Source organism: Ponticaulis sp. (assembly GCF_029210165.1).
GTDB lineage: Bacteria > Pseudomonadota > Alphaproteobacteria > Caulobacterales > Hyphomonadaceae > Ponticaulis.
The window spans coordinates 1,976,987-2,003,182 of record NZ_JARGNT010000001.1; the positions used below are offsets into that span (position 1 = coordinate 1,976,987).

Annotated in this window: 27 protein-coding genes; 16 read left to right on the forward strand and 11 right to left on the reverse strand. The window is 54.0% G+C overall.

What is annotated here, in order from left to right; translation table 11 throughout:
- Positions 1 to 13: 13 nt before the first annotated feature.
- The 4 genes from P1U45_RS09655 to ctrA all read right to left on the reverse strand — a co-directional run bounded on the left by P1U45_RS09655 (position 14) and on the right by ctrA (position 5,131).
- Positions 14 to 1,498: a PepSY-associated TM helix domain-containing protein gene (locus P1U45_RS09655; RefSeq protein WP_301058866.1), complete on the reverse strand. Its 1,485-nt coding sequence runs from the start codon at positions 1,496 to 1,498 to the stop codon at positions 14 to 16.
- Positions 1,499 to 1,509: 11 nt separating this feature from the next.
- Complete coding sequence (locus P1U45_RS09660) at positions 1,510 to 2,088, reverse strand: hypothetical protein (RefSeq protein ID WP_301058867.1); 579 nt, start codon at positions 2,086 to 2,088, stop codon at positions 1,510 to 1,512.
- A complete protein-coding gene (locus tag P1U45_RS09665) occupies positions 2,085 to 4,244 on the reverse strand; it encodes a TonB-dependent siderophore receptor (RefSeq protein WP_301058868.1) in 2,160 nt (719 codons plus the stop codon). The genes P1U45_RS09660 and P1U45_RS09665 overlap by 4 nt, the downstream gene beginning before the upstream one ends.
- Positions 4,245 to 4,417: 173 nt before the next feature.
- Positions 4,418 to 5,131, reverse strand: a complete 714-nt coding sequence (gene ctrA / locus P1U45_RS09670) for a response regulator transcription factor CtrA (RefSeq protein ID WP_022694778.1) — start codon at positions 5,129 to 5,131, stop codon at positions 4,418 to 4,420.
- A 432-nt stretch (positions 5,132 to 5,563) separates the two neighbouring features.
- On the opposite strand from ctrA, the gene fliI reads away from it, so the two are divergent.
- The gene (gene fliI / locus P1U45_RS09675) at positions 5,564 to 6,880 is read left to right on the forward strand and encodes a flagellar protein export ATPase FliI (protein WP_301058869.1); all 1,317 of its coding nucleotides are present in this window, start codon (positions 5,564 to 5,566) and stop codon (positions 6,878 to 6,880) included.
- The gene (locus P1U45_RS09680; protein ID WP_301058870.1) at positions 6,877 to 7,293 is read left to right on the forward strand and encodes a flagellar FliJ family protein; all 417 of its coding nucleotides are present in this window, start codon (positions 6,877 to 6,879) and stop codon (positions 7,291 to 7,293) included. The genes fliI and P1U45_RS09680 overlap by 4 nt, the downstream gene beginning before the upstream one ends.
- Here P1U45_RS09680 and P1U45_RS09685 read toward each other — a convergent pair.
- Positions 7,290 to 8,300: a response regulator gene (locus tag P1U45_RS09685; protein ID WP_293609506.1), complete on the reverse strand. Its 1,011-nt coding sequence runs from the start codon at positions 8,298 to 8,300 to the stop codon at positions 7,290 to 7,292. The genes P1U45_RS09680 and P1U45_RS09685 overlap by 4 nt on opposite strands.
- Positions 8,301 to 8,606: 306 nt before the next feature.
- On the opposite strand from P1U45_RS09685, the gene P1U45_RS09690 reads away from it, so the two are divergent.
- Positions 8,607 to 9,353, forward strand: coding sequence for a HAMP domain-containing sensor histidine kinase (locus P1U45_RS09690; RefSeq protein ID WP_301058871.1), 747 nt, complete (start codon positions 8,607 to 8,609; stop codon positions 9,351 to 9,353).
- 7 nt (positions 9,354 to 9,360) lie between these two features.
- On the opposite strand, the gene P1U45_RS09695 is transcribed toward P1U45_RS09690, so the two are convergent.
- The 3 genes from P1U45_RS09695 to P1U45_RS09705 all read right to left on the reverse strand — a co-directional run bounded on the left by P1U45_RS09695 (position 9,361) and on the right by P1U45_RS09705 (position 11,703).
- Positions 9,361 to 10,395: an alpha/beta hydrolase gene (locus tag P1U45_RS09695; protein WP_301058872.1), complete on the reverse strand. Its 1,035-nt coding sequence runs from the start codon at positions 10,393 to 10,395 to the stop codon at positions 9,361 to 9,363.
- Between the two features lie 39 nt (positions 10,396 to 10,434).
- Positions 10,435 to 11,076 (reverse strand): TetR/AcrR family transcriptional regulator, encoded by a 642-nt coding sequence (locus tag P1U45_RS09700; protein WP_022694784.1) that lies wholly within the window; start codon positions 11,074 to 11,076, stop codon positions 10,435 to 10,437.
- Positions 11,077 to 11,211: 135 nt separating this feature from the next.
- Positions 11,212 to 11,703 carry a hypothetical protein gene (locus P1U45_RS09705; protein ID WP_301058873.1) on the reverse strand — a complete coding sequence of 164 codons (492 nt, stop codon included), beginning with the start codon at positions 11,701 to 11,703 and terminating at the stop codon, positions 11,212 to 11,214.
- Between the two features lie 47 nt (positions 11,704 to 11,750).
- Here P1U45_RS09705 and P1U45_RS09710 point away from each other — a divergent pair, with 47 nt between their 5' ends.
- From P1U45_RS09710 to P1U45_RS09720, 3 genes are all read left to right on the forward strand, one after another.
- Positions 11,751 to 12,224, forward strand: a complete 474-nt coding sequence (locus P1U45_RS09710) for a PaaI family thioesterase (RefSeq protein ID WP_293609510.1) — start codon at positions 11,751 to 11,753, stop codon at positions 12,222 to 12,224.
- On the forward strand, positions 12,224 to 12,652 hold the full coding sequence (locus tag P1U45_RS09715; protein WP_293619721.1) for a PaaI family thioesterase: 429 nt from the start codon (positions 12,224 to 12,226) through the stop codon (positions 12,650 to 12,652). The genes P1U45_RS09710 and P1U45_RS09715 overlap by 1 nt, the downstream gene beginning before the upstream one ends.
- 87 nt (positions 12,653 to 12,739) lie before the next feature.
- Positions 12,740 to 14,254 carry an ATP-binding protein gene (locus tag P1U45_RS09720; RefSeq protein ID WP_301058874.1) on the forward strand — a complete coding sequence of 505 codons (1,515 nt, stop codon included), beginning with the start codon at positions 12,740 to 12,742 and terminating at the stop codon, positions 14,252 to 14,254.
- On the opposite strand, the gene P1U45_RS09725 is transcribed toward P1U45_RS09720, so the two are convergent.
- Positions 14,237 to 15,199: an FAD-dependent oxidoreductase gene (locus P1U45_RS09725; protein ID WP_301058875.1), complete on the reverse strand. Its 963-nt coding sequence runs from the start codon at positions 15,197 to 15,199 to the stop codon at positions 14,237 to 14,239. The genes P1U45_RS09720 and P1U45_RS09725 overlap by 18 nt on opposite strands.
- A 127-nt stretch (positions 15,200 to 15,326) precedes the next feature.
- Here P1U45_RS09725 and P1U45_RS09730 point away from each other — a divergent pair, with 127 nt between their 5' ends.
- Complete coding sequence (locus P1U45_RS09730; RefSeq protein WP_301058876.1) at positions 15,327 to 16,004, forward strand: sulfotransferase family 2 domain-containing protein; 678 nt, start codon at positions 15,327 to 15,329, stop codon at positions 16,002 to 16,004.
- Positions 16,005 to 16,012: 8 nt separating this feature from the next.
- On the opposite strand, the gene P1U45_RS09735 is transcribed toward P1U45_RS09730, so the two are convergent.
- Positions 16,013 to 17,830: a tetratricopeptide repeat protein gene (locus P1U45_RS09735; RefSeq protein ID WP_301058877.1), complete on the reverse strand. Its 1,818-nt coding sequence runs from the start codon at positions 17,828 to 17,830 to the stop codon at positions 16,013 to 16,015.
- A 140-nt stretch (positions 17,831 to 17,970) separates the two neighbouring features.
- Between P1U45_RS09735 and flbT the strand changes: the two genes are divergently transcribed.
- From flbT to P1U45_RS09750, 3 genes are all read left to right on the forward strand, one after another.
- Complete coding sequence (flbT, locus tag P1U45_RS09740) at positions 17,971 to 18,408, forward strand: flagellar biosynthesis repressor FlbT (RefSeq protein WP_293609516.1); 438 nt, start codon at positions 17,971 to 17,973, stop codon at positions 18,406 to 18,408.
- The gene (flaF, locus tag P1U45_RS09745) at positions 18,356 to 18,706 is read left to right on the forward strand and encodes a flagellar biosynthesis regulator FlaF (RefSeq protein WP_022694794.1); all 351 of its coding nucleotides are present in this window, start codon (positions 18,356 to 18,358) and stop codon (positions 18,704 to 18,706) included. Before flbT ends, flaF begins: the two co-directional genes overlap by 53 nt.
- Before the next feature lie 76 nt (positions 18,707 to 18,782).
- A complete protein-coding gene (locus P1U45_RS09750) occupies positions 18,783 to 19,562 on the forward strand; it encodes an alpha/beta fold hydrolase (protein WP_301058879.1) in 780 nt (259 codons plus the stop codon).
- Here the strand turns inward: P1U45_RS09750 and P1U45_RS09755 are convergent, their stop codons facing one another.
- Positions 19,563 to 20,033 (reverse strand): rhodanese-like domain-containing protein, encoded by a 471-nt coding sequence (locus P1U45_RS09755; protein WP_301058880.1) that lies wholly within the window; start codon positions 20,031 to 20,033, stop codon positions 19,563 to 19,565.
- Positions 20,034 to 20,348: 315 nt separating this feature from the next.
- On the opposite strand from P1U45_RS09755, the gene P1U45_RS09760 reads away from it, so the two are divergent.
- The 6 genes from P1U45_RS09760 to P1U45_RS09785 all read left to right on the forward strand — a co-directional run bounded on the left by P1U45_RS09760 (position 20,349) and on the right by P1U45_RS09785 (position 26,194).
- Positions 20,349 to 21,179, forward strand: a complete 831-nt coding sequence (locus P1U45_RS09760) for a flagellin (RefSeq protein WP_301058881.1) — start codon at positions 20,349 to 20,351, stop codon at positions 21,177 to 21,179.
- Positions 21,180 to 21,543: 364 nt separating this feature from the next.
- Positions 21,544 to 22,368, forward strand: coding sequence for a flagellin (locus P1U45_RS09765; protein WP_301058882.1), 825 nt, complete (start codon positions 21,544 to 21,546; stop codon positions 22,366 to 22,368).
- A gap of 381 nt (positions 22,369 to 22,749) precedes the next feature.
- On the forward strand, positions 22,750 to 23,574 hold the full coding sequence (locus tag P1U45_RS09770) for a flagellin (RefSeq protein WP_301058883.1): 825 nt from the start codon (positions 22,750 to 22,752) through the stop codon (positions 23,572 to 23,574).
- Between the two features lie 394 nt (positions 23,575 to 23,968).
- Positions 23,969 to 24,793, forward strand: a complete 825-nt coding sequence (locus tag P1U45_RS09775; protein WP_301058884.1) for a flagellin — start codon at positions 23,969 to 23,971, stop codon at positions 24,791 to 24,793.
- A gap of 72 nt (positions 24,794 to 24,865) precedes the next feature.
- Positions 24,866 to 25,243: a flagellar protein FlaG gene (locus tag P1U45_RS09780; protein ID WP_301058885.1), complete on the forward strand. Its 378-nt coding sequence runs from the start codon at positions 24,866 to 24,868 to the stop codon at positions 25,241 to 25,243.
- 117 nt (positions 25,244 to 25,360) lie between these two features.
- Positions 25,361 to 26,194, forward strand: coding sequence for a flagellin (locus P1U45_RS09785; protein ID WP_301058886.1), 834 nt, complete (start codon positions 25,361 to 25,363; stop codon positions 26,192 to 26,194).
- The last annotated feature ends 2 nt before the right edge of the window (positions 26,195 to 26,196 follow it).

Here is a 26,196-nt window from a genome sequence, read left to right on the forward strand (position 1 = left end):
TTTGGTGTGAGCATTAGTTGTTCAGTACGCTTTGTGTTTGCTTCGCCGGTGCCTGTTTGATCCAGAACGGACCGGCAACCAGTGCTGCGCCCAGAACAATCAGACATGCATTCAGGACGGCAAATGTTGTGTCAGACGCGACGTTAAAGAACATGATCTGATGCAGTATGCCGGCTAGAATTAGCACAGCGCCTGTCGCGCGCCGCAGCAGGAAGCCAATACGGCACGCATCTGCAACGAATGGAAGGCCAACCGACAATGCGGTGAGACCTGCCCAGAACACCCAGCTCATAAGGTATTCGCCAAGTCCAGCGAGGCTGAGGAGTAAGGTCAGCGCTAGCAGAGCGGGCGCGCCCCATACACATGCACTCCATGCTGCAGCGAGCCGTTGCTTTGGCTGGCCTTTTTCAGCCGACTTCAAGAAATAGATGTTCAGTCCTGTCGCGACGATGAAGCAGAGCAATGCACCAAGGAACAGATAGGCTATCTTCATAGCAGTTCCGCCAAAATCGCCGAAATGCAGCCGGTAAACTGAGTAGGCAATCTGACGACCGGCTGAGCCGTCACTGAAACCGGCATGGCCCAGATATGTGCCGTCGCCATCAAACTGGTAAGCTTCACCATAGATAAGCCTGTCTGAATGCTCGGCCTGAATGTCGATGTGCTGTCCAGCCGTGCCCGGATCGTGCACGATGATGAGGAAAGGCTCGACGCCAGGGATTTCTCTTTCGAAATTTACGAGCGCGGTTTCGACATCCGCAAGCGGCGCCGGTGCTGCGTTCGCTGCCGGTTCATCCCCGAATATCGCTTCGGATAATGCTCTTGTGTCGCCGTCAAAGCTTGTCTGAGCGAGAACCAGTGCGACGACAACGAACAGTCCGATGACAGCGCCGGTGCCTGCGACGATAAGATTGAATGGCAGGGTCCAGACGCTGAGGCGATTGTGCAGGTCGGCCTGAACAAGACGTTGTTGCCCGGACGTTTTCAGACGGAAGGCATCCCGAAAAATTCGCGGATGCGCGAGCAGGCCCGAAATCGACATGGCGATCATCATCACACCGAAGATGGCGACCAGTATCATTCCGAACTGTTCGGGAAGATTCAGATAGTAGTGCAGGTGAATCAGAAAGCTGTTCCACGCCGTTTCATAAGCGCCCACAACTTCGCCGTTTGATCCAGCAGCCTCAACGCCATCATCTCCGCCAATGACGAAGCGCGGCCAGTTCTCGCGCGGAAGGTAGAGATAGACATGACTTGTGCCTGGCTGAGCTGCGAGAACATTCTCGGCCGCGGTTTGTGCGGCCTGTGGCGTTACCGTTTGAACAGCAGGCGTCTGTGCCGCTTCCCACCAGCCAAACTCGTCTTCAAGCACAGCGACGGTTCCGCTGAGGCAGACAATGTAGAGAATGGCGCTGATCACCAGCCCCATAACGCTGTGTGCGCTAAGCGATTGTTCGACCAGTTTATTCGATGCGCGCGGCCAAAGTGACTGTTTCATGATTTACCCCCTCAGATCCACGCCGTGATGGCGAATATAGCTGCGCCGGAAACAGCAAAGAGTGTGCGGCGCATAAGCCTTGTTTCCATGAGTAAAAGCACGCTGATCACGCCCCAGAGGACGACGGCGGTGATGATCGCGAGCACGCCATGTGTGGCGATCTGGTCCGGCGTCCGGTTGATGACGCGGAACATGGTTGCTGCTGCAAAAAGCGCGATGATGCCAGCGACCGGACCTGTCAGTATGAAGGTCCAGACCCGCGCCAGGTTTTTACGAACAGGAGAGGAAGGTGCTGGTGACGTATCCGCTTTCCTGTTTCGTCCAGCCGCGTAATCAGCTCGCGGAAGGCTAGACAGGAGACTGGCGGCAAAGAACACGCCCGTCAGGCACATTGCGATCACGATGATCTGGGCTACGCCGCGATCTGCATTGGCTATAAACGCCGCAATCAATGACGCTGCGATCAGCGCCCAACCTGCACCGAGAGCAACAGGTTGAGACCTGTGTTTCCATGCGTAGAAAAGCAGGAAAAGCCCTGCCGCTATCGCGGCAAGGCTCAACCCGGCTGTAATGACAGCTGGCTGGATCATGAGCCGAACTCATAGGCAAGTCGGGCGACCACGGTACGTCTCAGGCCGGGGAAACAATCGCCGCGTGTCAGACACGAGGTCAGATACACTTCATCGGCAATATTGCGTGCGTTGATCTGGAAGTCCCACTGATCCCATTCGTAACCGATCATCAGATCGCCAAGCGTATAGGACGGTGTGTCGTATCTGGCGGTCGCTGTCTCGGACACGCTTTCGCCAACATAGCGGACGCCACCACCGACACGGAAGCCATCCCATGCGCCTTCCGGACGCCATGTGACCCATGTTGAGGCTGTGCTGTCAGGCTGGCCTGACAGGCGGAAGCCGTTCGGGTCTTCGGCATCGATTGTTGACGCTGCAAACTGCAGGAAGACATTGTCGAGTTGCAGACGGCCTTCCAGTTCGACGCCGCGCAAGGTCGAGATGCCCTGTTGCTGACCTGCATTTCCTGGTAGCGAGTTCGGGTTTGGCAGATTGCTGATCTCGATGTCGTAATAGGCGAGTGTGACCAGACCCGGGAAGTTTGTCGGTTCGTATTTGAGGCCGACTTCATACTGGCGGGCTTCTTCGGGCTCGAACTGGTTGCCATTCAGGTCTGTACCGATGACGGGTTCGAAGCTTTCCGAATAGCTTGCATAAGGCGACAGGCCGTTCTCGAACTGGTAGAGCACGCCTACGCTGGTTGAGATGGCGTCGTCAGATTGTGTTGCCGCGCCCGTATTGCTCTCGATTTCGTCATAGCGAAGACCGAGGGTGAACCGCCAGTTTTCGTAGGAAATCTGGTCGGAGACATACAGACCGAGATCCTCTACCTGCTGCGGCGTTCCATCCGTGTATATAGCGTCCAGAACAGCCTGGTCCGGATAGTTTCCGTAAACCGGATTGGCGAGGTCGAAGACGTAAGAAAAGTCACCTGACAGAACGCCGCCACCGAAGAAATAGGCTGTGTTATTGTCGGTTTCGACATCCTGATACTGTATGCCCAGAAGCAGGTTGTGCTCTAGCGGGCCTGTAGAGAAATCAGACTTGGCGCGCAGGTCTGCGGCGTATTGCTCAGACGTGTTGTCCGCTGCGTAGAATGAACGTGCAACCGTCGTTTCGGTGAACAGGGGAACGCCCAGATACTGGTTCAGGTAGCGGCTTTGGCCGGCGCCAGTGAAAGTTGGCCAGGCCTGCTGGTAAGCTGCCTCGCCGGAGCGCCAGAGTGCGGTACCCTCAAGGCGCCAGTATTCGTTGATGCGATGCTCGCCCAGAAGCGTGATCTGGTCTGACTTGGTATCGAAGAAATTGAAGTCCGGTTCGCCTGCATAGACGTCCTGATCGATATACTCGCCGGTGACGTTATGAGGGAAGAGCGTGCCTTCCACCGGGATGAACTGGGCAGCGACGTCGCCTTTTGTATCCTGATGGATGCCGATCAAAGTCAGCCTTGTATCAGGCGATGGCAGCCAGGTGAGGGAGGGCATGAAAACGCCTGTTTCTTCGTCGACATAATCGACCTGAGAGCCGGTGTTTCGATACAAGCCCACCATTCGGAAGAGCAGCTGGCCGTCTGTTCCTGCAACCGGCCCAGTGATGTCGCCAGCCAGCTGATAGCGGTCAAAGTTTCCAAGTTCTGCTACGAGGGAGCCACCAAAATCTTCACGGGGCGTTTTGGACACAACGTTCAGAAGACCGCCCGGTGATCCCTGTCCGTAAAGTACGGATGCAGGGCCGCGCAGCACTTCGACCTGTTCCACCGTCCACGGTTCTACGCGCGTGGTGTTATAGCTGCCGAAAAGCTCCTGAATGGAGTCGCGGTAGCGCGGAATAGAGAGGCCGCGGGATGTGACCCAGTCGCCTCTAGTGGAGAAGCCGTATGTCTCAGCTGTTACGCCTGACACGTAAGACACTGTCTGGGACAGATTGAGTGCGCCGCGTTCGATGAATACGTCCGCAGGTTCGATCGAAACAGAGCGAGCGGTTTCGGTAATAGGTGTATCTGTTTTGGTGGCGCCAAATGCATCGACTTCGCCTGCAACGATGATCGTCTCCTGGCGGCTTTCTGCATCGGCTGGTTCGCCGGACGCGGCTTGCGCGAAGGCTTGTGGTGTGAAGCTGAGAGCGGTCAGCAGCGCGATGACTCCGGCGCTGTAACCTGATTTCGAAAGTGACATGGATTTCCCCTGACGCAATTGCGAGTCATTATCAATAAGGGTTCGATATTGATAATGAGAATGATTGTCAATTGCGTTTACGTGGCGAGGGTTGAAATCACGCTTTCATGGGGAAGGGCATAAAAAAAACGGCGCCCTGGGGCGCCGTTCTCTTTTTCAGTTGCGTGAAGGCCTTAAGCGGCTTCTTCGTCGCGAAGCTGTTGAGCGTTTGGAGAAGGGTCACGAAGAACGTAACCACGGCCCCAGACTGTCTCGATATAGTGGTTGCCCTTGGTAGCCTGTTGAAGCTTCTTGCGGAGCTTACAAATGAAGACGTCGATGATCTTCAGTTCAGGCTCGTCCATACCGCCATATAGGTGGTTGAGGAACATTTCCTTGGTGAGCGTCGTACCCTTGCGCAGGGAAAGAAGCTCGAACATCTGGTATTCTTTACCAGTGAGGTGAACACGCTGCTGACCAACTTCAACAGTCTTCGCGTCGAGGTTCACAACGATCTCGCCAGTGCGGATAACGCTTTCAGCGTGACCTTTAGATCGGCGGACGATTGCAGTGATACGAGCGATCAGTTCGTCTTTGTTGAAAGGCTTTGTGAGGTAGTCGTCAGCGCCGTAACCGAGCGTTTTGACTTTCGCCTCAATGTCCGGGTTACCGGAGAGGATCAGAACTGGTGTGTTCACGCGGCTCATGCGGAGCTGCTTGAGAACATCAAAGCCTGAAATATCTGGAAGTGAAAGGTCGAGAATGATGATGTCATACTCGTACACTTTACCAAGATCGACGCCCTCTTCACCAAGGTCCGTCTGGTAGATGTTGAACCCAGCTGCTTTGAGCATCAGCTCGATGCTGCGAGCGACTGCGTGGTCGTCTTCAATCAATAGTACGCGCATCAAGTCGTCTCCCGAATCACTAACAGTGTAACGCGTTGGCGGTCTTCGCCTATAGGTAAACAGTTGTCGGGTTGCGAAATGGTTAACGCGAACTCCTTTTCGCATCAAAAATTTTAACGAAGATTTCTAATCCGTCATTTTGATGTGTTAACCCCAGCAATTACGGGGGTTTTGAGATTCGAGAAGCCTGTGGACAAAGACTCCCTGATTCTCATTTTCAGGCAATACCCTATGAAATTTGACTCATTTTCTTGGCACTTTGTTAACGAGTTGGGCCGGGTTCGTTACCAGATGGCACCGTGCTTAACGGGGAAAACACACATTCGCCTCATTAATGAATGAACAAAACGGGCCACGCTCTTAACGAATGCTTAAGCGCATAGGACGACTCTCTGAGGAAACTTTCACCCTCACTCTGATCGTAGCGATATCATGCTTCAGGACCTCATTCGGGACGTTAAACGCGCTTCGGCTATTCAGCTGACCGGTCGCGTTGAAGCTCTTGAAGGGCTGCGTATCGAGGCAAGTGGACCTCGAACGGCTTTGCGCATTGGCGCGCTCGCGCATATAGGCGCGCCGAATGGTCCTCTGGCGGAGATTGTAGGTTTTCGCGGTGAGCTGGCTGTGTTGCTCGCCTGCGAAGAGAGCCAGGCTGTTTATCCCGGCGCTAAAGTCTTCTTTCAGACAGAACCCGCCGTTCTATACCCGTCTGACAAGTGGCTTGGCCGCGTTGTTGATCCGTTTGGCTTGCCGATGGATGGTGGCCCGGAATTGCCACACGGCCCGTACGCCAAGCCTGTAGATGCGCCGCCGCCCTCTGCACATACGCGCTCACGTATTGAAGAACGCCTGCATCTCGGCGTTCGTGTCATGGACTTGTTCACGCCGTGCGGTCAGGGACAGCGTCTTGGCCTTTTCGCAGGCTCTGGTGTTGGTAAGTCGACCTTGATGGGCATGCTGGCCAAAGGCGCCGATGCGGATGTGATTGTGATTGGTCTGATCGGTGAGCGGGGCAGGGAAGTTCGCGAGTTTGTTGAGGATGCCCTCGGTGCGGATGGGCTCGCCCGTTCTGTTATCGTCACCGCAACATCTGATGCACCTGCGCCTGCGCGTAAGCGGGCTGCAATGTCTGCACTTGCTGTCGCCGAGTATTTCCGTGATCAGGGGCGGCAGGTGCTATGTCTTCTTGATAGCGTGACACGATTTGCCATGGCGCAGCGCGAGATTGGCCTTGCCGCGGGCGAGCCGCCCACAACGCGCGGCTACACTCCATCTGTGTTCGCTGAACTTCCAAAGCTGCTGGAACGTGCCGGACCTGGTAAACAGGGATCAGGTGGCATTACGGGGCTCTTCACTGTTCTTGTCGATGGTGATGACCATAATGAACCCGTCGCCGATGCGGTGCGCGGTATTCTCGACGGTCACATTGTTATGTCGCGTCATATCGGTGAGCGCGGGCGTTATCCTGCGGTCGACATTCTGAAATCGCTTTCGCGTCTTGCATCCCAGTTGCACGGACCGGAAGAGGCTGAGCTAGTGCGTAATGTACGCCGCCTCATCTCTACATACTCCGACATGGAAGAATTGATCCGGATCGGGGCATATGCGCCGGGCGCCGACCCTGAGACGGATCGCGCAATTCGCCTGAACGAAGGACTGAATGAGTTCCTGACACAAAGCCAGTCAGACCCGACCGCGCCGGACGCCGTATTTGATGCGCTCCGCCAGATTTATGATGCCAGCGCATGAGTAAGACGCTCGAAACTCTGATCAAGCGCGCGCAGAAGGACGTTGATGCCCTCGCAATCGAGATGCGTCGTGCTCTTGAAACGCGGAATGAAATTCTTGCGGAGATGGCATCGTGCGAAGCCAGCATTGAAGCCGAGGCATCAATGTTTGACGGTTCACCCATGGCGGGGCTCGGGTTCGCGGCATTTCTGGATCGCCAAAAGCTCCGCAAATCTCATCTGGATGAAGCGCTTAAGCTGGCCGATCAGGCTCATTTAGACTGCCAGAAGGCGATCAACCGTGCCTTTGCTGAATTGAAACGACTTGAGCAATTGCTTGAGCAGCACAAGCTCCGTGAGCGTCAGGAAATTCAAAAGCGCGAACAGGCAGCCTTTGACGAACGCAGTTCGCAAATGTTTGGCCGCCAGGGCTAAACGATCAGCTTCAGGAACAGATTACCGTTGTGCACGTGAACATCGACTTGTTCAGGTGGCACTGAAAGCAAGGTCAGGCCCAGTTGCAGGGACGCTTTTGAATCCAGCCCGAGCGATGGCGCTGCTTTCGTCAGATCGAACAAGGCTTCCTTCGACGGAATGACTGCCCGGCTGACAAAAATATTCAGCGCAATACCGTCTTCATGACGTTCTGAGCGAATGGAAACGCGGTCACCTTTCTCGCAGGCTCGCAGAATGCCCGCAACGAGGTGCTGGATGCCAAGTGTCGCGAGCGGGCGAGAGCCAATTTGCGTGAACCAGGATGTCTCCGTCTCGAAGACGAGATTCACCTGTTTCGATTGGGCAGTGCTGGACACGCGCTCAGCCGTTTCAAGCAATAGCTCGTGGATCGGTGTGCGTGTCGCCTGAGAGAGATCGTCTTCTGAATAGGCGCGAATGGCGCGAACGGTTTCCAGAAGGTGGGCGACATAATCGGCCGTGCTGGAGCGGCCGGAGTCTTCCATGGTTTCCAGAAGCGTCTGAAGACTGAGTTCAATGTAGGAGAACGGACCTCTGAGCGATTCGACAGATCGTTTGATATCCCGCGAGCTGACCTTGCCTTCTGCGGGCTGGTCGGGTGCTTTGCGGCGCCATTTCGAGTTGGCGAGAATCTGCTTCAGCAGCTTCGAGCTCAGATCGATCTTGTCGATAACGGCTTCAGCACCGCTGGAAACGGCCTCCTGACGCATGTTTTCGGCGTCGTCAGAGGTCACAAATACAATTGGCGCGTCGGTGAATTCACGGACGCGCTTGATATCATCTTCGATGGAAATGGCGTCTGGCCGTCGCACATCCAGCAATACAAAATCAGCTGGTCCGAGTTGTGACAGGCGCTGAAAGTCTTCAATGCGCTCACTGATATTGAGCTGAATATCGCGCTCTTCCCCAACCATTTCGGTCAGGATTTTCGCGTCGAGCGCGTTATCTTCTACATAGTGGATGCGCATGTTTAGACTCAGATAGTACAAGTCCAAGATACTGTTAAATATACAAACCTGCAATAACTTAGGATAATTCTTCCACAGACTTTACAGAGCTTAACTGTCACTATGACTGTTAAAGCCCGAAGAACTGCCCGAAGAGCACATGTAATAGAGAAGTGATTCGTGCATTTTTCTTGCGAAACTTGATAGACTCAATGCAGCCTTAAGGTTCTTTGAACGTTTTGTATGCTGATTTCAGATATTGATTTTTTAAAGGCGGAGGGGACCTTCGCGTTAACTTGACTACATTGAACCCGGGGTGGGGAATAAGTGCCTAAACGAGTATCCTTTGAACATGACCAGGCAGACTCCACCGCTCTGCTTGCAGAGCTGGCTTCTGTCATAGCTCATGATGTGAGAACACCGGTTCGACACATTGGTCAGTTTCTTGAATTCTATGAACGCGAGCTGGAAGCGGGGAACACCACGCAGGCTGAAGCGCATTTTGATATTGTAAAAGACAGTGTTTCGCGCGTGTCCGAGATGCTTGATGGCATCGTGACGTATGCACGTCTCGGGCGAGGTCTGGACGAGCCTTCAGAAGTAAATCTGAAAAAGCTTGCGGCCTCGGCTTTCGAGCGTGCGATGATGTCTGAAGAACGCAATAATGCGGTGCTCGACTATCGCGGGGATGAAGCCTGTATCGGGCATGATGTCCGTATCCAGGAAATGTTTGTACACCTGTTCGAGAATGCTTTGGTTCACACGCCGAAGGATCAGGACCTTACAGTTCGCGTTGATGTCTATCGCGGCGAGCAGAACACACATATCGAGATCAGAGACAACGGTCCGGGCATTCCGGACGGTTATGAAAAGATCATCTTCGATATGTTCCAGAAGGGCCGTAAGCGCGAAGAAGAGGACAAGCCTGTTGGCGGGCTTGGATTGCCACTGGCGCGCCGTATTGCACGCCTCCATGGCGGTGATCTGACGCTGGAACGCCAGTCAGGCGCGGGCGCAGACAAGCCCGCATCTGTCTTTGTGGTGACGTTACCGAATTCCGAAATTCTGACGTAGAGCGGTTTTAAACCCGCTCGCGCAACTCGTCACGAACGAGCGCGGCGATATCCTCGCAGGCTTTCCGTGCTGCGGGTGAAATGCCCATAAAGGCCGTAAAGCCGTGGGCAAGGCTGTCATAGCACCGGTAAACCACGTCAACGCCTGCATCTGTCAGACGATCCGCATAGGCTTTGCCCTGATCATGCAGAATGTCGAAGCCTGCTGTCACAATAATCGCCGGCGCGAGGTTTTCCAGCTGGGTGGAACACATAGGCGAAATCATCGGGTCTTCGCGGTCTGCGCCTTCCGGCAGATACTGGTCGATGAACCATTCCATTGTGTCGCGCGTCAGCGGGTAGCTGTCGGCGTAGATATTCATGCTGGATGATTCAAACTCGATTTCTGTTGCCGGATAGATCAAAATTTGAAGCACGGGCTGCGGCTTGTGATCGCGCATCATTTCCTGCGCGACGATGGCGGTGAAGTTACCGCCCATGGAATCGCCAGCCACGGCAGCATGGCCCGGAGATGCACCAAGGTTTTCAGCTTCCTGTAAGCACCACTCATAGGCCGCAATCGCGTCATTCAGACCGGATGGCCATTTATGTTCGGGGGCAAGACGGTAGTCGATAGAAACAACCGGCGCTTTACAGATATGGCTCAGCAGTCCGCAAAATTCGTGGCTTGTTTCGAGGTCGCCAATCACGCCGCCGCCAAAATGGTAGAACACGATGACCGGCATGTTCGGGTCCTGACCGAACGGCTTGTAAATGCGGGCCGGGATGGAATGCGTCTCTGTCGGAATGCTTGTGTCTTCCGTCGTAACGCCGGATGGCAGGTCGCCGGCAAAAAGCGCAAGGCCTTCTGCTGATGCCGCCCGGGCAATTTGAGGGCTGAGTGAAGACATAGGCGGTTGCTTGCGCGCGGAGTGGGCAATCATCTGGAAGTGTGGGTCCAGCGTGCGTCCGCCGAGCTGGACCGGGTGTCCCCCAGACATTTTGACCAGCCAGCTATTCGGCAGCTTCATGACCATTTTGGCCAGCATAGTGCTAAAGCTCATGCCCGTTTCCCCGTGTATCTTTGTTCGCTGAGTTTTATCTTAGGTGCGAATTTCATCAAAAGCATGGCGGATACCACACAAGATCAGATTAGTCGCAAAATCCGTCGCCTGTTCAACCAGCTTCTCGGTCTGATCCTGATCATTTGAAATCCGCGTGAGCATGACATCGCCAAGTTCGCGGGCGATCCCGATAGCGGAGGCGGTCAGATAGGCGGTGTCGATATCAGGCGAGCCTTCGGAGGCGAGGATGGTCTCGATGTCCTTGCGGATCTCCTGAAAAATGGCGTTCATTTCAGGTGTATCGGACCGCACATCGCTAATATGGATTTTGGGTGCTGCGAGCCTCAGAACTTCGGCATGTCGTTCCACAATGAAGTGGAAATAAGCACTGAAGGCGCATTTGAGATACTCTTCAAAGCTGATGTTTTCGCGCGGCAGTGTTCTGAGCAGGCGACCGAATTCAGCCGCAGACGTTTCCGCCAGCGCTTCGAAGATTTCTTCTTTGGATTTGAAATAATTGTAGAAGGTGCCGCTCGCCAGATCGGTCCGGCGGATAATGTCCCGCACAGTCGTCGTCTCATAGCCGAGTTCTGCGAAAACAAGACGCGCAGCATCCAGAATTGCTTCACGGTTAGCAGCTTTGGAGCGCTCTCGTTTGCCCTGGGTCTTTGAAATCATCATCTGGCGCTGTCACTTGAATCGGCTGGCGGTTTTCCGCACGAGCGGACCCTACTGTAAAATTGCAGGTATCAAAACTCAATCGCTTCCGTGCACGTCACGGCGAGATAGCTGGTCTTATGCCCAGCGAATATCCACTCAGGACTGCGTGTCCTCGCCGTCCGTGTCCGGAGGGGTTGAAGGGCGGGTTAATTCATCCGGAAGCTGGAAGGCAGGCGATTCGACAGAGAATATCGCATCAGCTTCTACGGTTCGCCGTGACAGGCGCACCATTTCGAAGTGACCAGACAGAAAATCTTCGCCGGTTCCGACATGCCATTCGCCAAAAATCCGGCTCGCCTCATCCGACAGTCGTCCAAGATACTGAATATGGGCCTGATGGACTTCCGGGCCGGGGTGGTACAGCTTTTCGAAGATCACGCTTTCACCGGCCATTTCGCCCATGACATCGGCTGAAAGCTCGCGCAGCATTGGCGCGGCGAAGGTGTTTGGTTCCAGTGTCGTGCCGGTGAATTCCAGTTCGGCAACCGACTCCAGAAAGGCGGAAAACGGTATACGCTGGTCATCTGCGGCGGTGCCATAGGCATACCATCCGGTCCAGTATCCGGCGATGTCGTTCGCGTCAGTCATGGTGATTATCTATTTCCGTACGCTGACACTCGGTGTAGTGAGGTGCCATGACAGAGAATCCTGATTTCTTCGATCTTATTCGGCAATATGCACCTAATATCATAAATAAGGTGCCGTATGCGAACACGCTAGGGTTTGAGCTGGTCGATCTTGAGCCTGGTAAGGCTATCGCGCGTGCGCCCTATAAACCAGAGACAATTGGCGACATCGAGACCGGTATTATCCATGGCGGTGTTGTAACAGCTTTGCTGGATAATGTGTCCGGTGTTTCGGTTATTGCCGCCCTCTCTGAAATGAAGTCCACCGCGACGCTCGATCTCCGTATTGATTATATGCGTCCGGCAGAAGTGGGCCGCGATATCATCGCCGAGGCCGAGTGCTATCACATGACCCGCACCGTCGCGTTCACGCGCGCCTGGGCCTATCATGAAAGCCGCGACCGCGTGATTGCTACTGCGTCCGGATCATTCGCTCTGAACACCATTAAAGGCTTTCCCACGAATACCGGGGAGGGCAGCTGATGAGCGAGGACATTCTCCAGCGTCAGAAGAAGCTTCAGGACTATCTTAACCGGACGCCGTTTGCCGATTTTATCGGTTTTAAATGTGAAATCATGGGCGATGAAATGACGGCGATCCTTCCATTCGAAGAGAAGATCATCGGCAACCCGTCCATTCGTGCACTTCACGGCGGCGCGACAGGTGCGTTTCTTGAACTGACGGCGATGGCCCAGCTGTTTCTGCTCTCTGACGAGGTCAGCCTGGCGAAGCCGATCAATCTGACCATCGACTATCTGCGCCAGGCAAAGGCAGAAAACCTTTATGCCCGCGCGACAGTGACCAAGCAGGGGCGGCGCATCGCCAATGTTCATGCTGAAGCGTGGCAATCGGAACGGGCACGGCCCGTCGCAACGCTCAGCGCGCATTTCCTGCTGGGCAATGGTGAGTAATCGTCAACGCCAATTGATGAAATTGTAAACGTCTGCTCCCGCAAAATTAAACCTTTTGCGCGTAAGACTGCATGCTGAGGTCACAGCATGCACGAGAAGCTGAAATTTAAAAATCTGTTCCGGATTCACTCCGACGAACCTGAGCTTGTGCAGGCTCAGATGGCGGCTATGTCGCGCCAGATTCCTCTGATTTACATCATTGTTGCGTTCAATGTGTTCGGTCTGGCCGTCAGCTTTGCATCGGCTGCGCCGCCGGAACTGGCGATATGGACGCCTGCGGTCCTGATCGGCCTGTTTATCGTCCGTAGCCTGTTCTGGTTTATGCGGCCGAAAGAATATGCAAGTCATCTCGAGGCGGCTCAGGAGCTACGCAAGCTCTCAGCGCTTCTCGCAGGCATGGCCGTTTTCCTGTCCGTCTGGTGTATTCTGCTTTTCCCGTATGGCGATGCAAACCAGCAGACACATATCGCGTTCTTCATTTCCGTAACGCTGATTGGGACGGTCTTCGCTGTTGTTCAGGTCCCGCTGGCTGCGCTCGTCTGTATGACGATTAGTGGCACGACGTTCGTCCTGTTTTTTGCGACGCGCGGAAACCTTGCTTACACCGCAATGGCGCTGAACTTCATTACGGTGATGCTTGTCGTGTTCATGCTGGTTCGCAGCTATTTTCAGAACCTCTACGGCTTTATCACGTCGAATAAGCAGCTGACCGAGGCGAACGCAGAGCTCAATTCCTTATATGCTGAACTTCAAACGCACCGCGATAACCTCGCCCAGCAGGTTTGCCTGCGAACTGCCGAGCTGGAAGAGCAGAAGCTGAAGCTGGAGCACGCGCTGAAAGCAGAACGTGAACTCAACGCGATGCAGAACGATTTTGTGTCCATGGTCAGCCATGAATTCCGTACGCCGCTAGCCGTGATCGACGGCATGGCGCGCCGTGTCGAGAACCGGGCTGACAGCATGGATGCAGAAGCTGTTCGAGAGCGGATGGAAAAAATTCGCGGCTCTGTTGGACGTCTGTCCAATCTGGTCGAGCGCACGTTGGATGCCTCCCGCATCGCTGCATCAAAGCTTCAGTTCGAGCCGGAAATGGTGGATATCCAGTCGCATATCCTCGACGTTCTGGATCGTCACAAGGAGATTGCGACCGAGTACCAGTTCGAGATCGATATTGAAGATCTTCCAGATGAGCTCAGCTGCGATCCGCGCCTGATGGAGCATGTGCTGGGGAATATGATCGGCAATGCCGTGAAATACTCCAAAGCGGACCCGCGCGTCGATATTTGTGGTTATGTCGAGGGAAACTGGGCGATTATCAAAGTTCGCGATCACGGTGTTGGCATTCCGCAAGCAGAATTGGCCCGTGTGACAGAGCGTTTCTTCCGGGCATCAACAGCGACCAGCATTCAAGGCACTGGCATTGGGCTCAATCTTGTAAAAGAGATTGTTCAGATGCATGGCGGCAAATTCAAGATCGACAGTGAAGAAGGCAAATGGACTGAAGTTAGCGCCTTCTTCCCGATCGCAAGAGATTCCGCCGATCCTGTCATTCTTGGCGTTCACGATGATGATGAGCCGGACGCTCTAGTCCGCCGCGCCTGACAGAGCGTCGCCGAGCGCTTTGCCGCTCGCCCAGGCATCTTCGACGCCCCCGCCCAAAAGCCAGTCTCCGCAAACTCCCAGTGTTTTGTCTTCGGTCAGCATGAAAGGCTGGCCAGCTGGCGAGGATGTGACGGCATAGCGCCAGCGGTGGGCGTGCTCTACGGCGGGCGATGGTAGCTCGATCGACAATGTCCCGGCCAAAGCGGATTTCATGGCCGTCAAAACATCACTGGCGTCATCTTCCAGATGCGCTTTCGACCAGTCTGTGCTGGCATGAAGAACGAGACAGTCCTTCGTGGCATCTCTACCCGGCTTGGTCTGGTTCCGGATGATCGCAGCGATGGAGCTTTGTTCCGGTTTCAGAGTGGTGAAATCCACTGGCAGAGGTGTCGAGAAGCCCAGCATAGTCACCCATCGGGGCTCTGAAACGACGTCGCCAGCTTTCGCGGAAAACTCGGGGGCGGCATCCGCAAGAAGAATGGTCGCCTGTTCTGCTGGGATTGCGCAGACAACGACATCGCAGTCGAATGGCGGGATATCCTGTTCAAAAGACAGCGCCCAGCCTCGCGGTGTGCGTGTCATGCGCTCCACGCGTTGGCCAAAGCGAACATCGAGGCCCTCGGCCAGACCTTTGATGGTGGAGTTCATGCCGGGCGTGCCGACAAAGCCTTTCGGGAACCCGTTGTCATTGGCATGAAGCTCCGCAACGAACCCTGCCTCTATAAGTGGTTGAAGCGCATCTGCGAACGCCTCAGAGCGTGCTTCGAATGCGCTTGTGCCGTGATCGAAGCGATACTCGGCCCCGTCCGCGCTGATGCGCTTGGTCGACAGCCGCCCGCCTGCGCCGCGCCCTTTGTCAAAAACTGTGACGTCCAATCCGTTCTGGCGGGCAATGCGTGCGCAAGTGAGGCCTGAAAATCCGGCGCCGATAATAGCGAGTTTCAAGAGTTCGATCCCGTTCAGATATGTGATGCTTCAACTATTCAATACGAAGATGGAAGTCGGGCGGATTTTATTTTTAGTGGCGGTCAAACGCCTTGACTTGGGAAGCCGCATTTTTAACGTCGCAGCGATGCGGATCGTTTTTAGTCACATTCCCAAAACGGCGGGCACATCGCTGCATCGTGTGTTCATGAACCTGCTCGCGGGGAGTGACAGGACGTTCAAATATTTCATGCGCTCTGACGGAGTTCCGCCCGAGAGGTTCGGTACGCGAACGCTGCCCGAGAACTGGGCGTTTATCGGGGGACACATCCAGCTGCGTTATCTGATAGATAACGAGAACCTCGATCTGAATGATCCCGACACTGTCTTGCTCAGCTATGTGCGAGATCCGGTCGATCGCATGATTTCGCTCTATAATTTTATTCGCGTTAAGCCGCGCCATCGCCTACATGACGAGGTCAATGGCATGTCGGCCGAGGACTTTCTGATGTCCGAGCCAGCCAATGCGCATATGGACTTTCTGACGCCGGAAGGTGCGCGTCCTGAATGCAGGGTGTTGCTGGCTGCAGTTGATCATCTGGCTGAGACGGGCGCCGAACTCGCCAGCGAGCTGATGGGGCGGGAAATTGGTGTCGAAGCGTTTCAGAAGCGACACAACGAAGGCCGCAGAGAGGAAGGCGTTACGCCGTTCACGCGCGCTGATCTTTCAGATGCAGTTCTGCAGAAACTAAAACAGCGCCACGCAGAAGACGCGGCGCTGTATCAGAAACTATATGAAGGCGGACCGATGAGGTCGCTGCCTTAAACTGGCTTTCAAGCGGCGCCTTTGACCTTCGCGTCGGTCTCTTTTGTGGCCTGTTCTGTAAGCCATTCGCGGAAGCTCTTCATTGCGGGCTTCCAGTTGTTGATCGTGTCAGGCGCAAAGACTTTCGCAGTCGGATACCAGGGCAGTTCGCCGGTGCCGAGATAAGGCCACGCATTCGGCGCACCGATAATGGCAGTGCGCGCGCCCGAACCAGCCGCGATGTTTGTCGTGGCGTTCATCGGGCCGACGACCAGATCAAGCGCGACGCAAAGTGCAGCCAGATCGTCCAGATCGTCTTTCAGATTGATGCCTTCCATCTGATGGATTTTGACGCCAAACTCCTTCTCAGCGCGTTCAATATCTTCCGCGCATTCGCCGTACTGAAGGTTCACCCAGACAACGCCTTCGGTTTTCAGCGTGTCCTTCCACTGCGTGAACGGAGAATAGTATTTCGACCGCTTGGCCGTCATCAGCATGGACTTCCAGAGGATGCCCGTTTTGAGGCCGGGGCCAAGCTTGGCAAGTTCGTTTTTCCAATGCTCGACACGTTCCGGATCAGGTGTGAGGAAGCCACTTTCTGTCGGGAAGTCTTTGATATCTGTACGCAGAGCACGCAGTACGCTCGCCATTGGGGCCCAGAAATCATAGGTGTCCCAGTCGGTGATCAGCGGACAGCCACGAAGTGGAATGGCGTTGGAGCGAACCGTAGAGTGCTTGGTGACTTTCGCTGTCGGGAATGAGCGCTGCATGAGGGCTTCCAGACGCGGTACGACACCGATGGTCAGAGAGCCTTCAGGGCCGAGGCGGTCAATCAGGTCATGGCCCATGTTCAGGAACATGACTTCGTCACCGAGACCTTGCTCGCCGACAACGAGTATTTTCTTGCCTTCCAGCGGTTCGCCATCCCATTGCTTCAGCGGGATGGAGTAGGATGTCGCGCCGCCATAACGTGGATTGTTGCGGCATTCATAAGCGTCCCACGCTTTGTCGAGCTGACCGGAACCAATGAGGGAAATCGCAATCGCGTGCTCGGTTTCCGCGCGCTCATTTGCTGGCAGGACGCCCAGATCGAGCGCCTTTTGAAGATGTTCGAGTGCAATGTCGTGGCGGCCCTCTGTCGCGCGGCAATAGCCGATATTGTGGTAGGCGCGCGCAAGGTTCGGCTCCAGCTGAAGCGCCTGTTCGTAGAACAGAACCGCATTGTCGAATTCGGTCTGCTCCATCATCACGGTGCCGAGCGAGTTCCACAGAAGCGAACTTTCCTGATTTTCGTAAATTGCGGCGCGAAGCACTTCGATAGCGCTTTCAAATTCGCCTTTATCGCGCAGAACGCAGGCGAGGTTATTCGGGCCTTCGACATGCTCCGGCATCATGCGACAGAAAATACGGAAAAACTTCTCGGCGACGTCATAAAGGTCCATGCGCCATGCCAGCAGGCCAAGGTTCTGATAGATCTCCGGCTCTTCCGGTGAGAGCTTGAGCGCGCGTTCATACATGCCTAGCGCGAGGCTTGCGACGCCGAGCTTATCGAGTGCGATAGCTGTAATATGGCAGGCGAGGGAGAGGTTCTCGTCAATATTGACGGCTTGCAGGCCCAGCTGCGCTGCCTCGCGGTATTTTTCTTCGTTGATAAGCCGAACAGCGCGCTTCATCAGCGGCATGGCCTTGCGTAGCTTATCGTCAGATTTGTTGTTCTTGAAACGAAGAACCGTTTGCAGCGCCTGACTCTTAGCTGCGTCACCAACGGCGTCAGCTGGCATTGGATTGGCTAGAGGTGCCGCGTCCAGCGCTTGATCGAGAGTTGTGTTCTGGGTGGCGTCTGTCATGTGGCGCTCCGGTGATTGCGTTTATACCGAATTGCCATGGTCTCTTTAAGAAACGGCTAACTTCGAATTACTCCATCTAAAACTTGCATTAACCTGATGGAGGTAAAACCAGTCAGAATGTTTACTGGCTGGAGGACACCATGCCGCTTAAATTGTCGCTGAAACCAGGCGAAAAATTCGTTGTGAACGGCGCTGTCATTCAAAACGGCGATCGTCGCGGTGTTCTGCTTCTGCAGAACAAAGCGTCCGTTTTGCGTGAGAAAGACATTATGCAGCCGCACGAAGCGGATACGCCTGCGAAGCGCATCTATTTCCCGGTTATGATGATGTATCTCGATCCTTCGGACATCTCTGCCCAGTATGAAGAATTTGTGGTGAAAATGACGGAGTTCATGTCCGTCATTAAAAATCCTGATATCCTCAAGGAATGCATTTCCTGTTCCAAGGATGTGATGGCGGGTCAATATTATAAGGCGCTGACAAGGTGCCGGAACATAATGTCATACGAAGAGGAGCGCTTGGGGCATGTCCATCAAGGCGTATCAGCAGACAGCACGTCGGACCGAGAATCCGCGTGAAATTGAGTATCGCCTCTTTGCTCAGGTAACCGCCGCGCTGGTCGAGGCAGAAAAAACTGGCAAGAGCGATCTCCATAAGCTCATGGACGCGCTGGACTGGAACCGGCGTGTCTGGTCTGCGCTGTCTCTGGACTGTGCAAATCCGGATAACGGATTGCCGGCCCAGCTGCGTGCCAGCATTATTTCTCTGTCTATTTTCGTCAGCAAGCATACCTCTGCGATCATGCGTGAAGACGAAGACATTCAGGATCTGATCGATATCAACCGATTGATCATGCAGGGTCTGAACGGCGAATAAGGGCGTGCTCTTTCGCCATCTATGCCCTGCGCCTAAACCGAGCTAACCTCCCTGAAAATATACGGGGAGGTTTTTTATGAGCCGCAGACTGCTTCTCATTCATGGCGTTGGTTGCGCTGGCAGTGTATGGACGCCGATGCGCCGCTTTCTGGAGCGTGCAGGCTGGACCTGTGAAGCACCAACCCTCTTTCCCGAATATCGACTGGCTGAGAACCCGCCCGATGAGCTGAATAAGCTCGGTCTGGACGATTACATCACAGCGATGTCGGAGGAATGCCGCCGCATTCGTGAAGAAACAGGCGAAAAGCCGGTCGTGATCGGTCATTCAATGGGCGGGCTGATTGCCCAGTCACTTGTTGAAATGAATATGACATCAGGCGGGGTGTTTCTGACGCCGGCCCAGCCGCGCGACTGCCATGCCGTCACGCCTGCTGTGGCGATCACATTCCTGAACATTGTTCTGTCGCAGAACCGCTCCAGGGCGCATAAGGTTTGGAAGACAGGTTTCAAATGGGGCGTTCTGAACTGTGTGCCACGTGCCCGTCACGATGAAATCTATGCGACGGCACTTTATGATTCAGGCAAGGTGTACGGCAATCTGGCAGACGGGATTGTGGTCCGCGAGGAGCGTTTTCAGGTGCCATCACTGACTATTGCCGCCAGTAAAGACAGGGCGACGCCAGCCAAGGCTGTTCGCAAAGTGGGTGAGAAATATGCCCGCGCCCCTGTGCCGGGTGATTTTCGCGAATACGAAAACCACGCGCACTGGATTCTCGATGAACCAGGCTTGGACCAGGTCGCAGCTGATATTCTGGACTGGCTCGAGCTGAAAGTCGGCGAGCCCGCTAACGCCTGATCAGTCTTCCTCGCCCACTGACGGAACGTATTGAAGGGTACCCATCCGGTTTTCAATTGTCTGACCGGCTTCAACCCATGATGTGACGCCGCGATGCGCGCTGACATTGGTGTACCCGAAGCCCTGCAGGATTTTTGTCACCGCTGCTGCGCGAATTCCGTGAGAGCAGGTGACGATGATTTCCTGATCGGCCTCTGGCGCGAGTGACCCGATCCGGAATTCGACGACTCCACGCGGAACTGACTGCGCGCCAGCAATGTGACCGGCCTCGTATTCGGCTTCCGTGCGAACATCAATCAGGACCAGATTTTCGTTGGCTTCCATGCGGCTGATCAAATCGTCATTTGAAATATGATCAACGCCGGCTGTCATGCGTTCACGGATTTCGTCCGCTGTCATGAGGTCAGCGGCGTATGCCGGACCGGCGAATATTGCGAGCAGTGATACTGAAACGAGAGCCTGTCGGATCATGGCGGTTCCTCCGATTATATCTGTCGGCGAAGCTATCATGGCTTTCAATATTTTCCATAGCGGATCGCAGGTTTGTGATGGGCAGTACACCACCCGGCAAAGACTGCACTACAGGTCCGAACAGGCTCGGAAAACCCTGCCTATCCGAGTACGGAATGGGTCGATATTTATAGAAAATTCAATGAAATAGGGGCTTTCCCGGTTAAGTTTCCATTTACCAAAACGGCACGCCATTTGCGCACGCGTATGCAGGACAAAATGTCCAGCTGACTAAAATGGTCAGAACAATACCTGCCAGAATGGAAGGAAACTAAAATGGCTGCCCTTTCTGTAAATACCAACTACGGGGCGATGGTCGCCCTGCAACAACTGAACAGCACCAACATGGCTCTCAGCGGGACCCAAGAACGCATCAATACCGGGCTTAAAGTTGCATCGGCTAAGGACAATGGCGCGATTTACGCCATTGCTCAGGGCATGCGTGCAGACCTTTCCGGCTTTGGCGTTGTTCTTGACAGTCTCGACCGCACCGGGTCGACGGTGGATGTCGCAATCGCGGCCGGAAGTGCAATTTCCGACCTTCTCATCGATATGAAAGAGAAAGCGCTTGCTGCATCTGACGAAACACTGACTACGGCGCAACGAGCTGCCTTCAGCGAAGATTTCAAGGCGCTGCGTGATCAGATTGAAACCATTGTCAGCAATGCTGAATTCAATGGCGTGAACCTGATCAATAACAGCACTGCAGAAATCACGGCATTTGCCGATGCTGATGGCAATTCTGTCATTACGGTGCAAGATGAAAACCTTTCTCTGGGTGGTGGCGTAGTGACGATCGCTGCGACGGCATCGCTCGACACAGCTACCAATGCTTCAGCTCTGGTCTCCACGATTGAAACATCGCTGACTAACCTGAACCAGGCGCTCGCGCGTCTGGGCACGTCTTCGAAGGCGCTCACGATTCACTCTGAATTCGTGACAAAGCTGCGTGATTCCCTCGAGAAGGGTGTCGGCCATCTGGTCGATGCGGACATGGCAAAAGAGAGTGCCAAACTTCAGGCTCTGCAGACGAAGCAGCAGCTTGGCGTACAGGCACTGTCGATCGCGAACCAGGCTCCGCAGATCATCAACAGTCTGTTCCAGTAAGACCTTCAGTCGTAAATGGGGGAGGGATGTATTCCTTCCCCCTGCTACGGCCACCGAAAGTTGGAAACAATGCGTCAGAACACGCACACAGAAGCACAGGCGGCCGTCGGCGGAGAGATCCCCGGCGGTTTTTTCATGGCCCGGCAGGCAGTAATTGCCGGGGGAGGAAAGTTTTGCCTGGTCGAAACTGCCTCACGGGAAAATTGCATCCTTTTTCGTAACATTTTCATCCGTAATTACGGGGGCTTCCGGCCTATCCCTTAACCATTCGGTTTGGCATCGCGCTTGCTCTTACTAGTCCGCAGGCAAAACGCCTGAGCGAGCAAAATGCACGCGTTACATAACCAGAATGGAGATCGCTAAAATGGCGAGCGTAAATACGAACTATGGCGCAATGGTCGCGCTGCAGCAGCTGAACTCTACAAACTCTCAGCTCGAAATGACTCAGACCCGTATCAACACGGGCATGAAAGTCTCTTCCGCAAAAGACAATGGTGCTATTTATGCGATCGCTCAGGGCATGCGCGCTGACGTTGCCGGCTATGGTGTTGTCACAGACTCACTTGATCGTTCAAGCTCTACAGTCGACGTTGCTATCGCAGCTGGCGAAGCGATCGGTGATCTTCTCATCGACATGAAAGAGAAAGCGCTTGGTGCAGCTGACTCTTCCCTGACTTCAAACCAGCGTGCTGCATTCAACGAAGACTTCAAAGCGCTTCGTGATCAGATCGCGACTGTTGTCTCTAACGCTGAATTCAACGGCGTGAACCTGATCAACAACTCTACTGCTAACATTGAGGCGTTCGCGTCTTCTGACGGTACATCCGTCATCACAGTTCTCGACGAGAACCTGTCTCTGTCCGGCTCTATCGTGACGCTGACATCGACTGCTGTCATCGATACAGTCACAAAAGCATCTACTGCCGTTTCTACAATCGAGACATCTCTGACGAACCTCAACCAGGCGCTCGCGCGTCTCGGTACAGCGTCTAAAGCGCTCGGCATTCACTCAGACTTCGTCACGAAGCTCTCTGACGTGACTGAGAAAGGTATCGGCAACCTCGTCGATGCGGATCTCGCGAAAGAATCTGCGAAACTTCAGGCTCTGCAAACCAAGCAGCAGCTCGGCGTTCAGGCGCTCTCCATCGCCAACCAGGCGAGCGGTATCGCACTGTCCTTCTTCCGTTAAGAAGCGACGGCCTCTCAGAGGCAAATCAGTTAAAATATTGAAGGTGGCAGCCTTCATTCCTGCCGGGTCCCTCAGGGGCCCGGCTTTTTCTTTTTGGGCATTCCGCATCAGGCGAGTAAAAATTCTTCATTAATATCAAAACTCTGTAAAGGAAGGAAAATCCTGCCGGGCAATATGTGCCTATAGGCAACAAAAAGGTCGGTTCGGAAAAACTTTAATAAAGCTTCCGAGCTGCGTTAACGTTTTTGCCCCTTAAAACCGGCTAAAACTCTTTTTCTGTTAAGCACGAAACTGGCCCGTCATTTGCGAAGCCGTTCTGCGGACAAAAGGTCCGTTCAGGCAAAAGGCCTGAATTACATAACCAGAATGGAGATCGCTAAAATGGCGAGCGTAAATACAAACTATGGCGCAATGGTCGCGCTGCAGCAGCTGAATTCTACAAACTCAGCTCTTGAGACAACTCAGACCCGTATCAACACGGGTATGAAAGTCGCTTCCGCAAAAGACAACGGTGCTATCTATGCGATCGCTCAGGGCATGCGCGCTGACGTGGCTGGATACGGTGTTGTTAAAGAATCTATCGACCGCACAAGCTCTACAGTCGACGTTGCTATCGCTGCTGGCGAAGCAATCGGTGACCTTCTTATCGACATGAAAGAGAAAGCGCTCGGCGCGGCAGACTCTTCTCTGACAACGTCTCAGCGTTCTGCGTTCAACGAAGACTTCAAAGCACTTCGTGACCAGGTTGGCACGGTTATTTCTAACGCTGAATTCAACGGCGTGAACCTGATCAATAACACAACTGCTTCTGTAGAGGCGTTCGCGTCTTCTGACGGTAGCTCTGTTATCACGGTTCTCGACGAGAACCTGTCTCTCGGCGGCGCAATCGTTACGCTCGCAGCGACAGCATCTCTCGACACTGTGACAAACGCGTCTGCAGCGGTTGGCACAATCGAGACTTCTCTCACAAACCTCAACCAGGCTCTGGCCCGTCTCGGCACGGCGTCTAAAGCGCTTGGTATTCACTCTGATTTTGTCACGAAACTTTCTGACGTGACTGAGAAAGGTATCGGCAACCTTGTCGATGCGGATCTCGCAAAAGAATCTGCAAAACTGCAGGCTCTGCAAACCAAGCAGCAGCTCGGTGTTCAGGCGCTCTCCATTGCCAACCAGGCAAGCGGTATTGCCCTGTCCTTCTTCCGATAAGGGAAGACCAAAAAAACGAAGACATAAAAGGCGTAAGACCTTTCATGACTGCCGGGCCCTTGTGGCCCGGCTTTTTCGTTTCTGACGCACGCACATGATCACCCAGCGTGCGGCGGATCGATAAAATTTCAATAAAAACAACGAATATATAGGCAATATTAACCCGGCAAATTATGCCGGTCGGCAGGTTTTGTCGCTCCCTTCATATCTTGCTAACCATACTGGAAATTTTGTTAACCATAGGAATTCAGCAGCGACCGGAAATCCCGAAAATCACGCTTAACCATAAGTCTGGCCCAGCTTTTGCCTAGTCATATGCGGGAAGAATCCCAGTGAGCAAAAAGCTCTGAATGTGCCTGTCTGCAGGCATTGAAGACCAGAAAGGACCACCAAAATGGTGAGCGTAAATACAAACTATGGCGCAATGGTTGCGCTGCAACAGCTGAACAACACAAACTCTCAGCTTGAAACTTCTCAGTCCCGCATCAACACGGGTATGAAAGTTGCTTCTGCTAAAGACAACGGCGCTATCTTCGCGATTGCTCAAGGCATGCGCTCTGATGTTGCCGGTTTTGGTGTTGTTAAAGAATCCATCGACCGCACAAGCTCTACTGTCGACGTTGCTATCGCCGCGGGCGAAGCAGTTGGCGATCTTCTCATCGATATGAAAGAGAAGGCACTTGGTGCTGCTGACGGATCACTCACAACATCTCAGCGTGCAGCGTTCAACGAAGACTTCAAAGCGCTTCGTGACCAGATCGGCACAATTGTCAGCAACGCTGAATTTAACGGCGTGAACCTCATCAACAACTCTACAACTGGCGTGGAAGCGCTGGCTGATGCAGATGGTGGTTCTACTATCACTGTCGTGGACGAAAACCTGTCTCTCGGCGGCGCAGTCGTGACGCTGGCAGCGACAGCATCTCTTGATACTGTGACAAACGCTTCTGCAGCGGTTGGCACAATCGAAACCTCGCTGGACAACCTGAACCAGGCGCTCGCTCGCCTCGGTACGGCGTCTAAAGCGCTCGGCATCCACGGCGACTTCGTTCAGAAGCTGTCTGACGTGACCGAGAAAGGTATCGGCAACCTGGTCGATGCGGACCTCGCAAAAGAATCTGCGAAACTTCAGGCCCTGCAAACCAAGCAACAGCTTGGTGTTCAGGCTCTGTCTATCGCGAACTCTTCTGCAGGTATTGCATTGTCCTTCTTCCGATAGAGGCAAGGGTATCGGGGCCGGTGATCTTATTCATCGGCTCCGGTCCTTCCTTCCACGGTTAGGAGACACACAATGTCAGGAGATCTCAAACTTACCCCGGTATCTGGCGCATTGGCTGCTGATATCAAACAAGAGCGTTTCGCGTTTCGCGAAGCTTCAGGCCAGGAAGAACAGTCTGCAGCATCTGATGTCCGCAGGGCAGAAGACGTTGAGACAACAGACCCGGCCGAACAAAGACGCCAGCTTCTGAAAGAGGCGCTGGAAGAAACACAGAACGCACCCCATGGTAAACTCGTCATCGAACGCGATGAAGACACGGGCAAGTATGTCCAGAAGGTTCTTGATCCAACGTCCGGTGAAGTTCTTAAACAATGGCCGGAAGAGCAGTTTCTCGAGCTCGCAAAGTCTATGGGCGAAGCTTACGGACTGATTGTTGACCGCCAGGTCTGAAGCCGATCCGACGAATACCTGAGAAACTTTTTTCTCTTTGCCAACGTTTATTTAACCATCACGAGCGAAACCTTTACTCCGAGGCAGGAAATTTAGCTTCCCTGCGGGAGAGAACTGATGGTTTCGAGTGTACATACAAATTCAGCTGCAATGAGCGCATTGCAGGTTCTGAACAAAACCAATAGTGATCTTGAGCAGACCCAAAACCGGGTCGCCAGCGGGTATAAAGTCGGCGGCGCCAGAGACGACTCAGCGGTTTTTGCGGTTGCGCAAGGCATGCGAGGCGATATCGGGGCGCTTGCGGCGGTACAAACCAGTCTGGATCGCGCCAACTCCATTGTTGATGTCGCGATTGCCGGTAGTGAATCCATTTCAGATTTGTTGATCGAGCTGCGCTCTAAGGCGCTTGCGGCGTCTGATACGTCCATTAACGGTGCTGCGCGCGCCGCATATGATGAAGACTTCAAGTCGCTTATCAGCCAGATCAGCACGATCATCAACAATTCGGAATTCGACGGCGCGAACCTTCTTGATGGCTCGCAGACGAACGGTATCGGCTTCATCGCTGACATTGACTCGACGGATCAGATCACTCTGGATACGGAAAATCTTTCACTGGGTGGTGCGATTATCACCTTCGCGGCAACTGCGAGCCTCGGCACAGCAACGCTGGCGTCCGGTCTTGTCAGCACAATTGATACCAGCCTGAATAATGTGAACTCGGCTCTGTCGCGTCTCGGCGCAACAGCGAACCGCGTTGATACGCATATCAGCTTTGTGTCCAAACTCAGCGATAGCCTTGAGGTTGGTGTTGGCAATTTGGTCGATGCAGACCTCTCTAAAGAGAGCGCACGACTGCAGGCCTTGCAGGTTAAACAACAGCTCGGCGTTCAGGCGCTGTCTATCGCGAACCAGAATTCCCAGACGATCCTTTCCCTCTTCCAGGGATAGGA

What these genes read in the sequence shown, in the direction of transcription:
- P1U45_RS09655 (WP_301058866.1), bottom strand. Translation starts at nt 1,498, where the DNA reads ATGAAACAGTCACTTTGGCCGCGCGCATCGAATAAACTGGTCGAACAA.
- P1U45_RS09660 (WP_301058867.1), bottom strand. Translation starts at nt 2,088, where the DNA reads ATGATCCAGCCAGCTGTCATTACAGCCGGGTTGAGCCTTGCCGCGATA.
- P1U45_RS09665 (WP_301058868.1), bottom strand. Translation starts at nt 4,244, where the DNA reads ATGTCACTTTCGAAATCAGGTTACAGCGCCGGAGTCATCGCGCTGCTG.
- ctrA (WP_022694778.1), bottom strand. Translation starts at nt 5,131, where the DNA reads ATGCGCGTACTATTGATTGAAGACGACCACGCAGTCGCTCGCAGCATC.
- fliI (WP_301058869.1), top strand. Translation starts at nt 5,564, where the DNA reads ATGCTTCAGGACCTCATTCGGGACGTTAAACGCGCTTCGGCTATTCAG.
- P1U45_RS09680 (WP_301058870.1), top strand. Translation starts at nt 6,877, where the DNA reads ATGAGTAAGACGCTCGAAACTCTGATCAAGCGCGCGCAGAAGGACGTT.
- P1U45_RS09685 (WP_293609506.1), bottom strand. Translation starts at nt 8,300, where the DNA reads ATGCGCATCCACTATGTAGAAGATAACGCGCTCGACGCGAAAATCCTG.
- P1U45_RS09695 (WP_301058872.1), bottom strand. Translation starts at nt 10,395, where the DNA reads ATGAGCTTTAGCACTATGCTGGCCAAAATGGTCATGAAGCTGCCGAAT.
- P1U45_RS09700 (WP_022694784.1), bottom strand. Translation starts at nt 11,076, where the DNA reads ATGATGATTTCAAAGACCCAGGGCAAACGAGAGCGCTCCAAAGCTGCT.
- P1U45_RS09705 (WP_301058873.1), bottom strand. Translation starts at nt 11,703, where the DNA reads ATGACTGACGCGAACGACATCGCCGGATACTGGACCGGATGGTATGCC.
- P1U45_RS09710 (WP_293609510.1), top strand. Translation starts at nt 11,751, where the DNA reads ATGACAGAGAATCCTGATTTCTTCGATCTTATTCGGCAATATGCACCT.
- P1U45_RS09715 (WP_293619721.1), top strand. Translation starts at nt 12,224, where the DNA reads ATGAGCGAGGACATTCTCCAGCGTCAGAAGAAGCTTCAGGACTATCTT.
- P1U45_RS09720 (WP_301058874.1), top strand. Translation starts at nt 12,740, where the DNA reads ATGCACGAGAAGCTGAAATTTAAAAATCTGTTCCGGATTCACTCCGAC.
- P1U45_RS09730 (WP_301058876.1), top strand. Translation starts at nt 15,327, where the DNA reads ATGCGGATCGTTTTTAGTCACATTCCCAAAACGGCGGGCACATCGCTG.
- P1U45_RS09735 (WP_301058877.1), bottom strand. Translation starts at nt 17,830, where the DNA reads ATGACAGACGCCACCCAGAACACAACTCTCGATCAAGCGCTGGACGCG.
- flbT (WP_293609516.1), top strand. Translation starts at nt 17,971, where the DNA reads ATGCCGCTTAAATTGTCGCTGAAACCAGGCGAAAAATTCGTTGTGAAC.
- flaF (WP_022694794.1), top strand. Translation starts at nt 18,356, where the DNA reads ATGTCCATCAAGGCGTATCAGCAGACAGCACGTCGGACCGAGAATCCG.
- P1U45_RS09750 (WP_301058879.1), top strand. Translation starts at nt 18,783, where the DNA reads ATGAGCCGCAGACTGCTTCTCATTCATGGCGTTGGTTGCGCTGGCAGT.
- P1U45_RS09755 (WP_301058880.1), bottom strand. Translation starts at nt 20,033, where the DNA reads ATGATCCGACAGGCTCTCGTTTCAGTATCACTGCTCGCAATATTCGCC.
- P1U45_RS09760 (WP_301058881.1), top strand. Translation starts at nt 20,349, where the DNA reads ATGGCTGCCCTTTCTGTAAATACCAACTACGGGGCGATGGTCGCCCTG.
- P1U45_RS09765 (WP_301058882.1), top strand. Translation starts at nt 21,544, where the DNA reads ATGGCGAGCGTAAATACGAACTATGGCGCAATGGTCGCGCTGCAGCAG.
- P1U45_RS09770 (WP_301058883.1), top strand. Translation starts at nt 22,750, where the DNA reads ATGGCGAGCGTAAATACAAACTATGGCGCAATGGTCGCGCTGCAGCAG.
- P1U45_RS09775 (WP_301058884.1), top strand. Translation starts at nt 23,969, where the DNA reads ATGGTGAGCGTAAATACAAACTATGGCGCAATGGTTGCGCTGCAACAG.
- P1U45_RS09780 (WP_301058885.1), top strand. Translation starts at nt 24,866, where the DNA reads ATGTCAGGAGATCTCAAACTTACCCCGGTATCTGGCGCATTGGCTGCT.
- P1U45_RS09785 (WP_301058886.1), top strand. Translation starts at nt 25,361, where the DNA reads ATGGTTTCGAGTGTACATACAAATTCAGCTGCAATGAGCGCATTGCAG.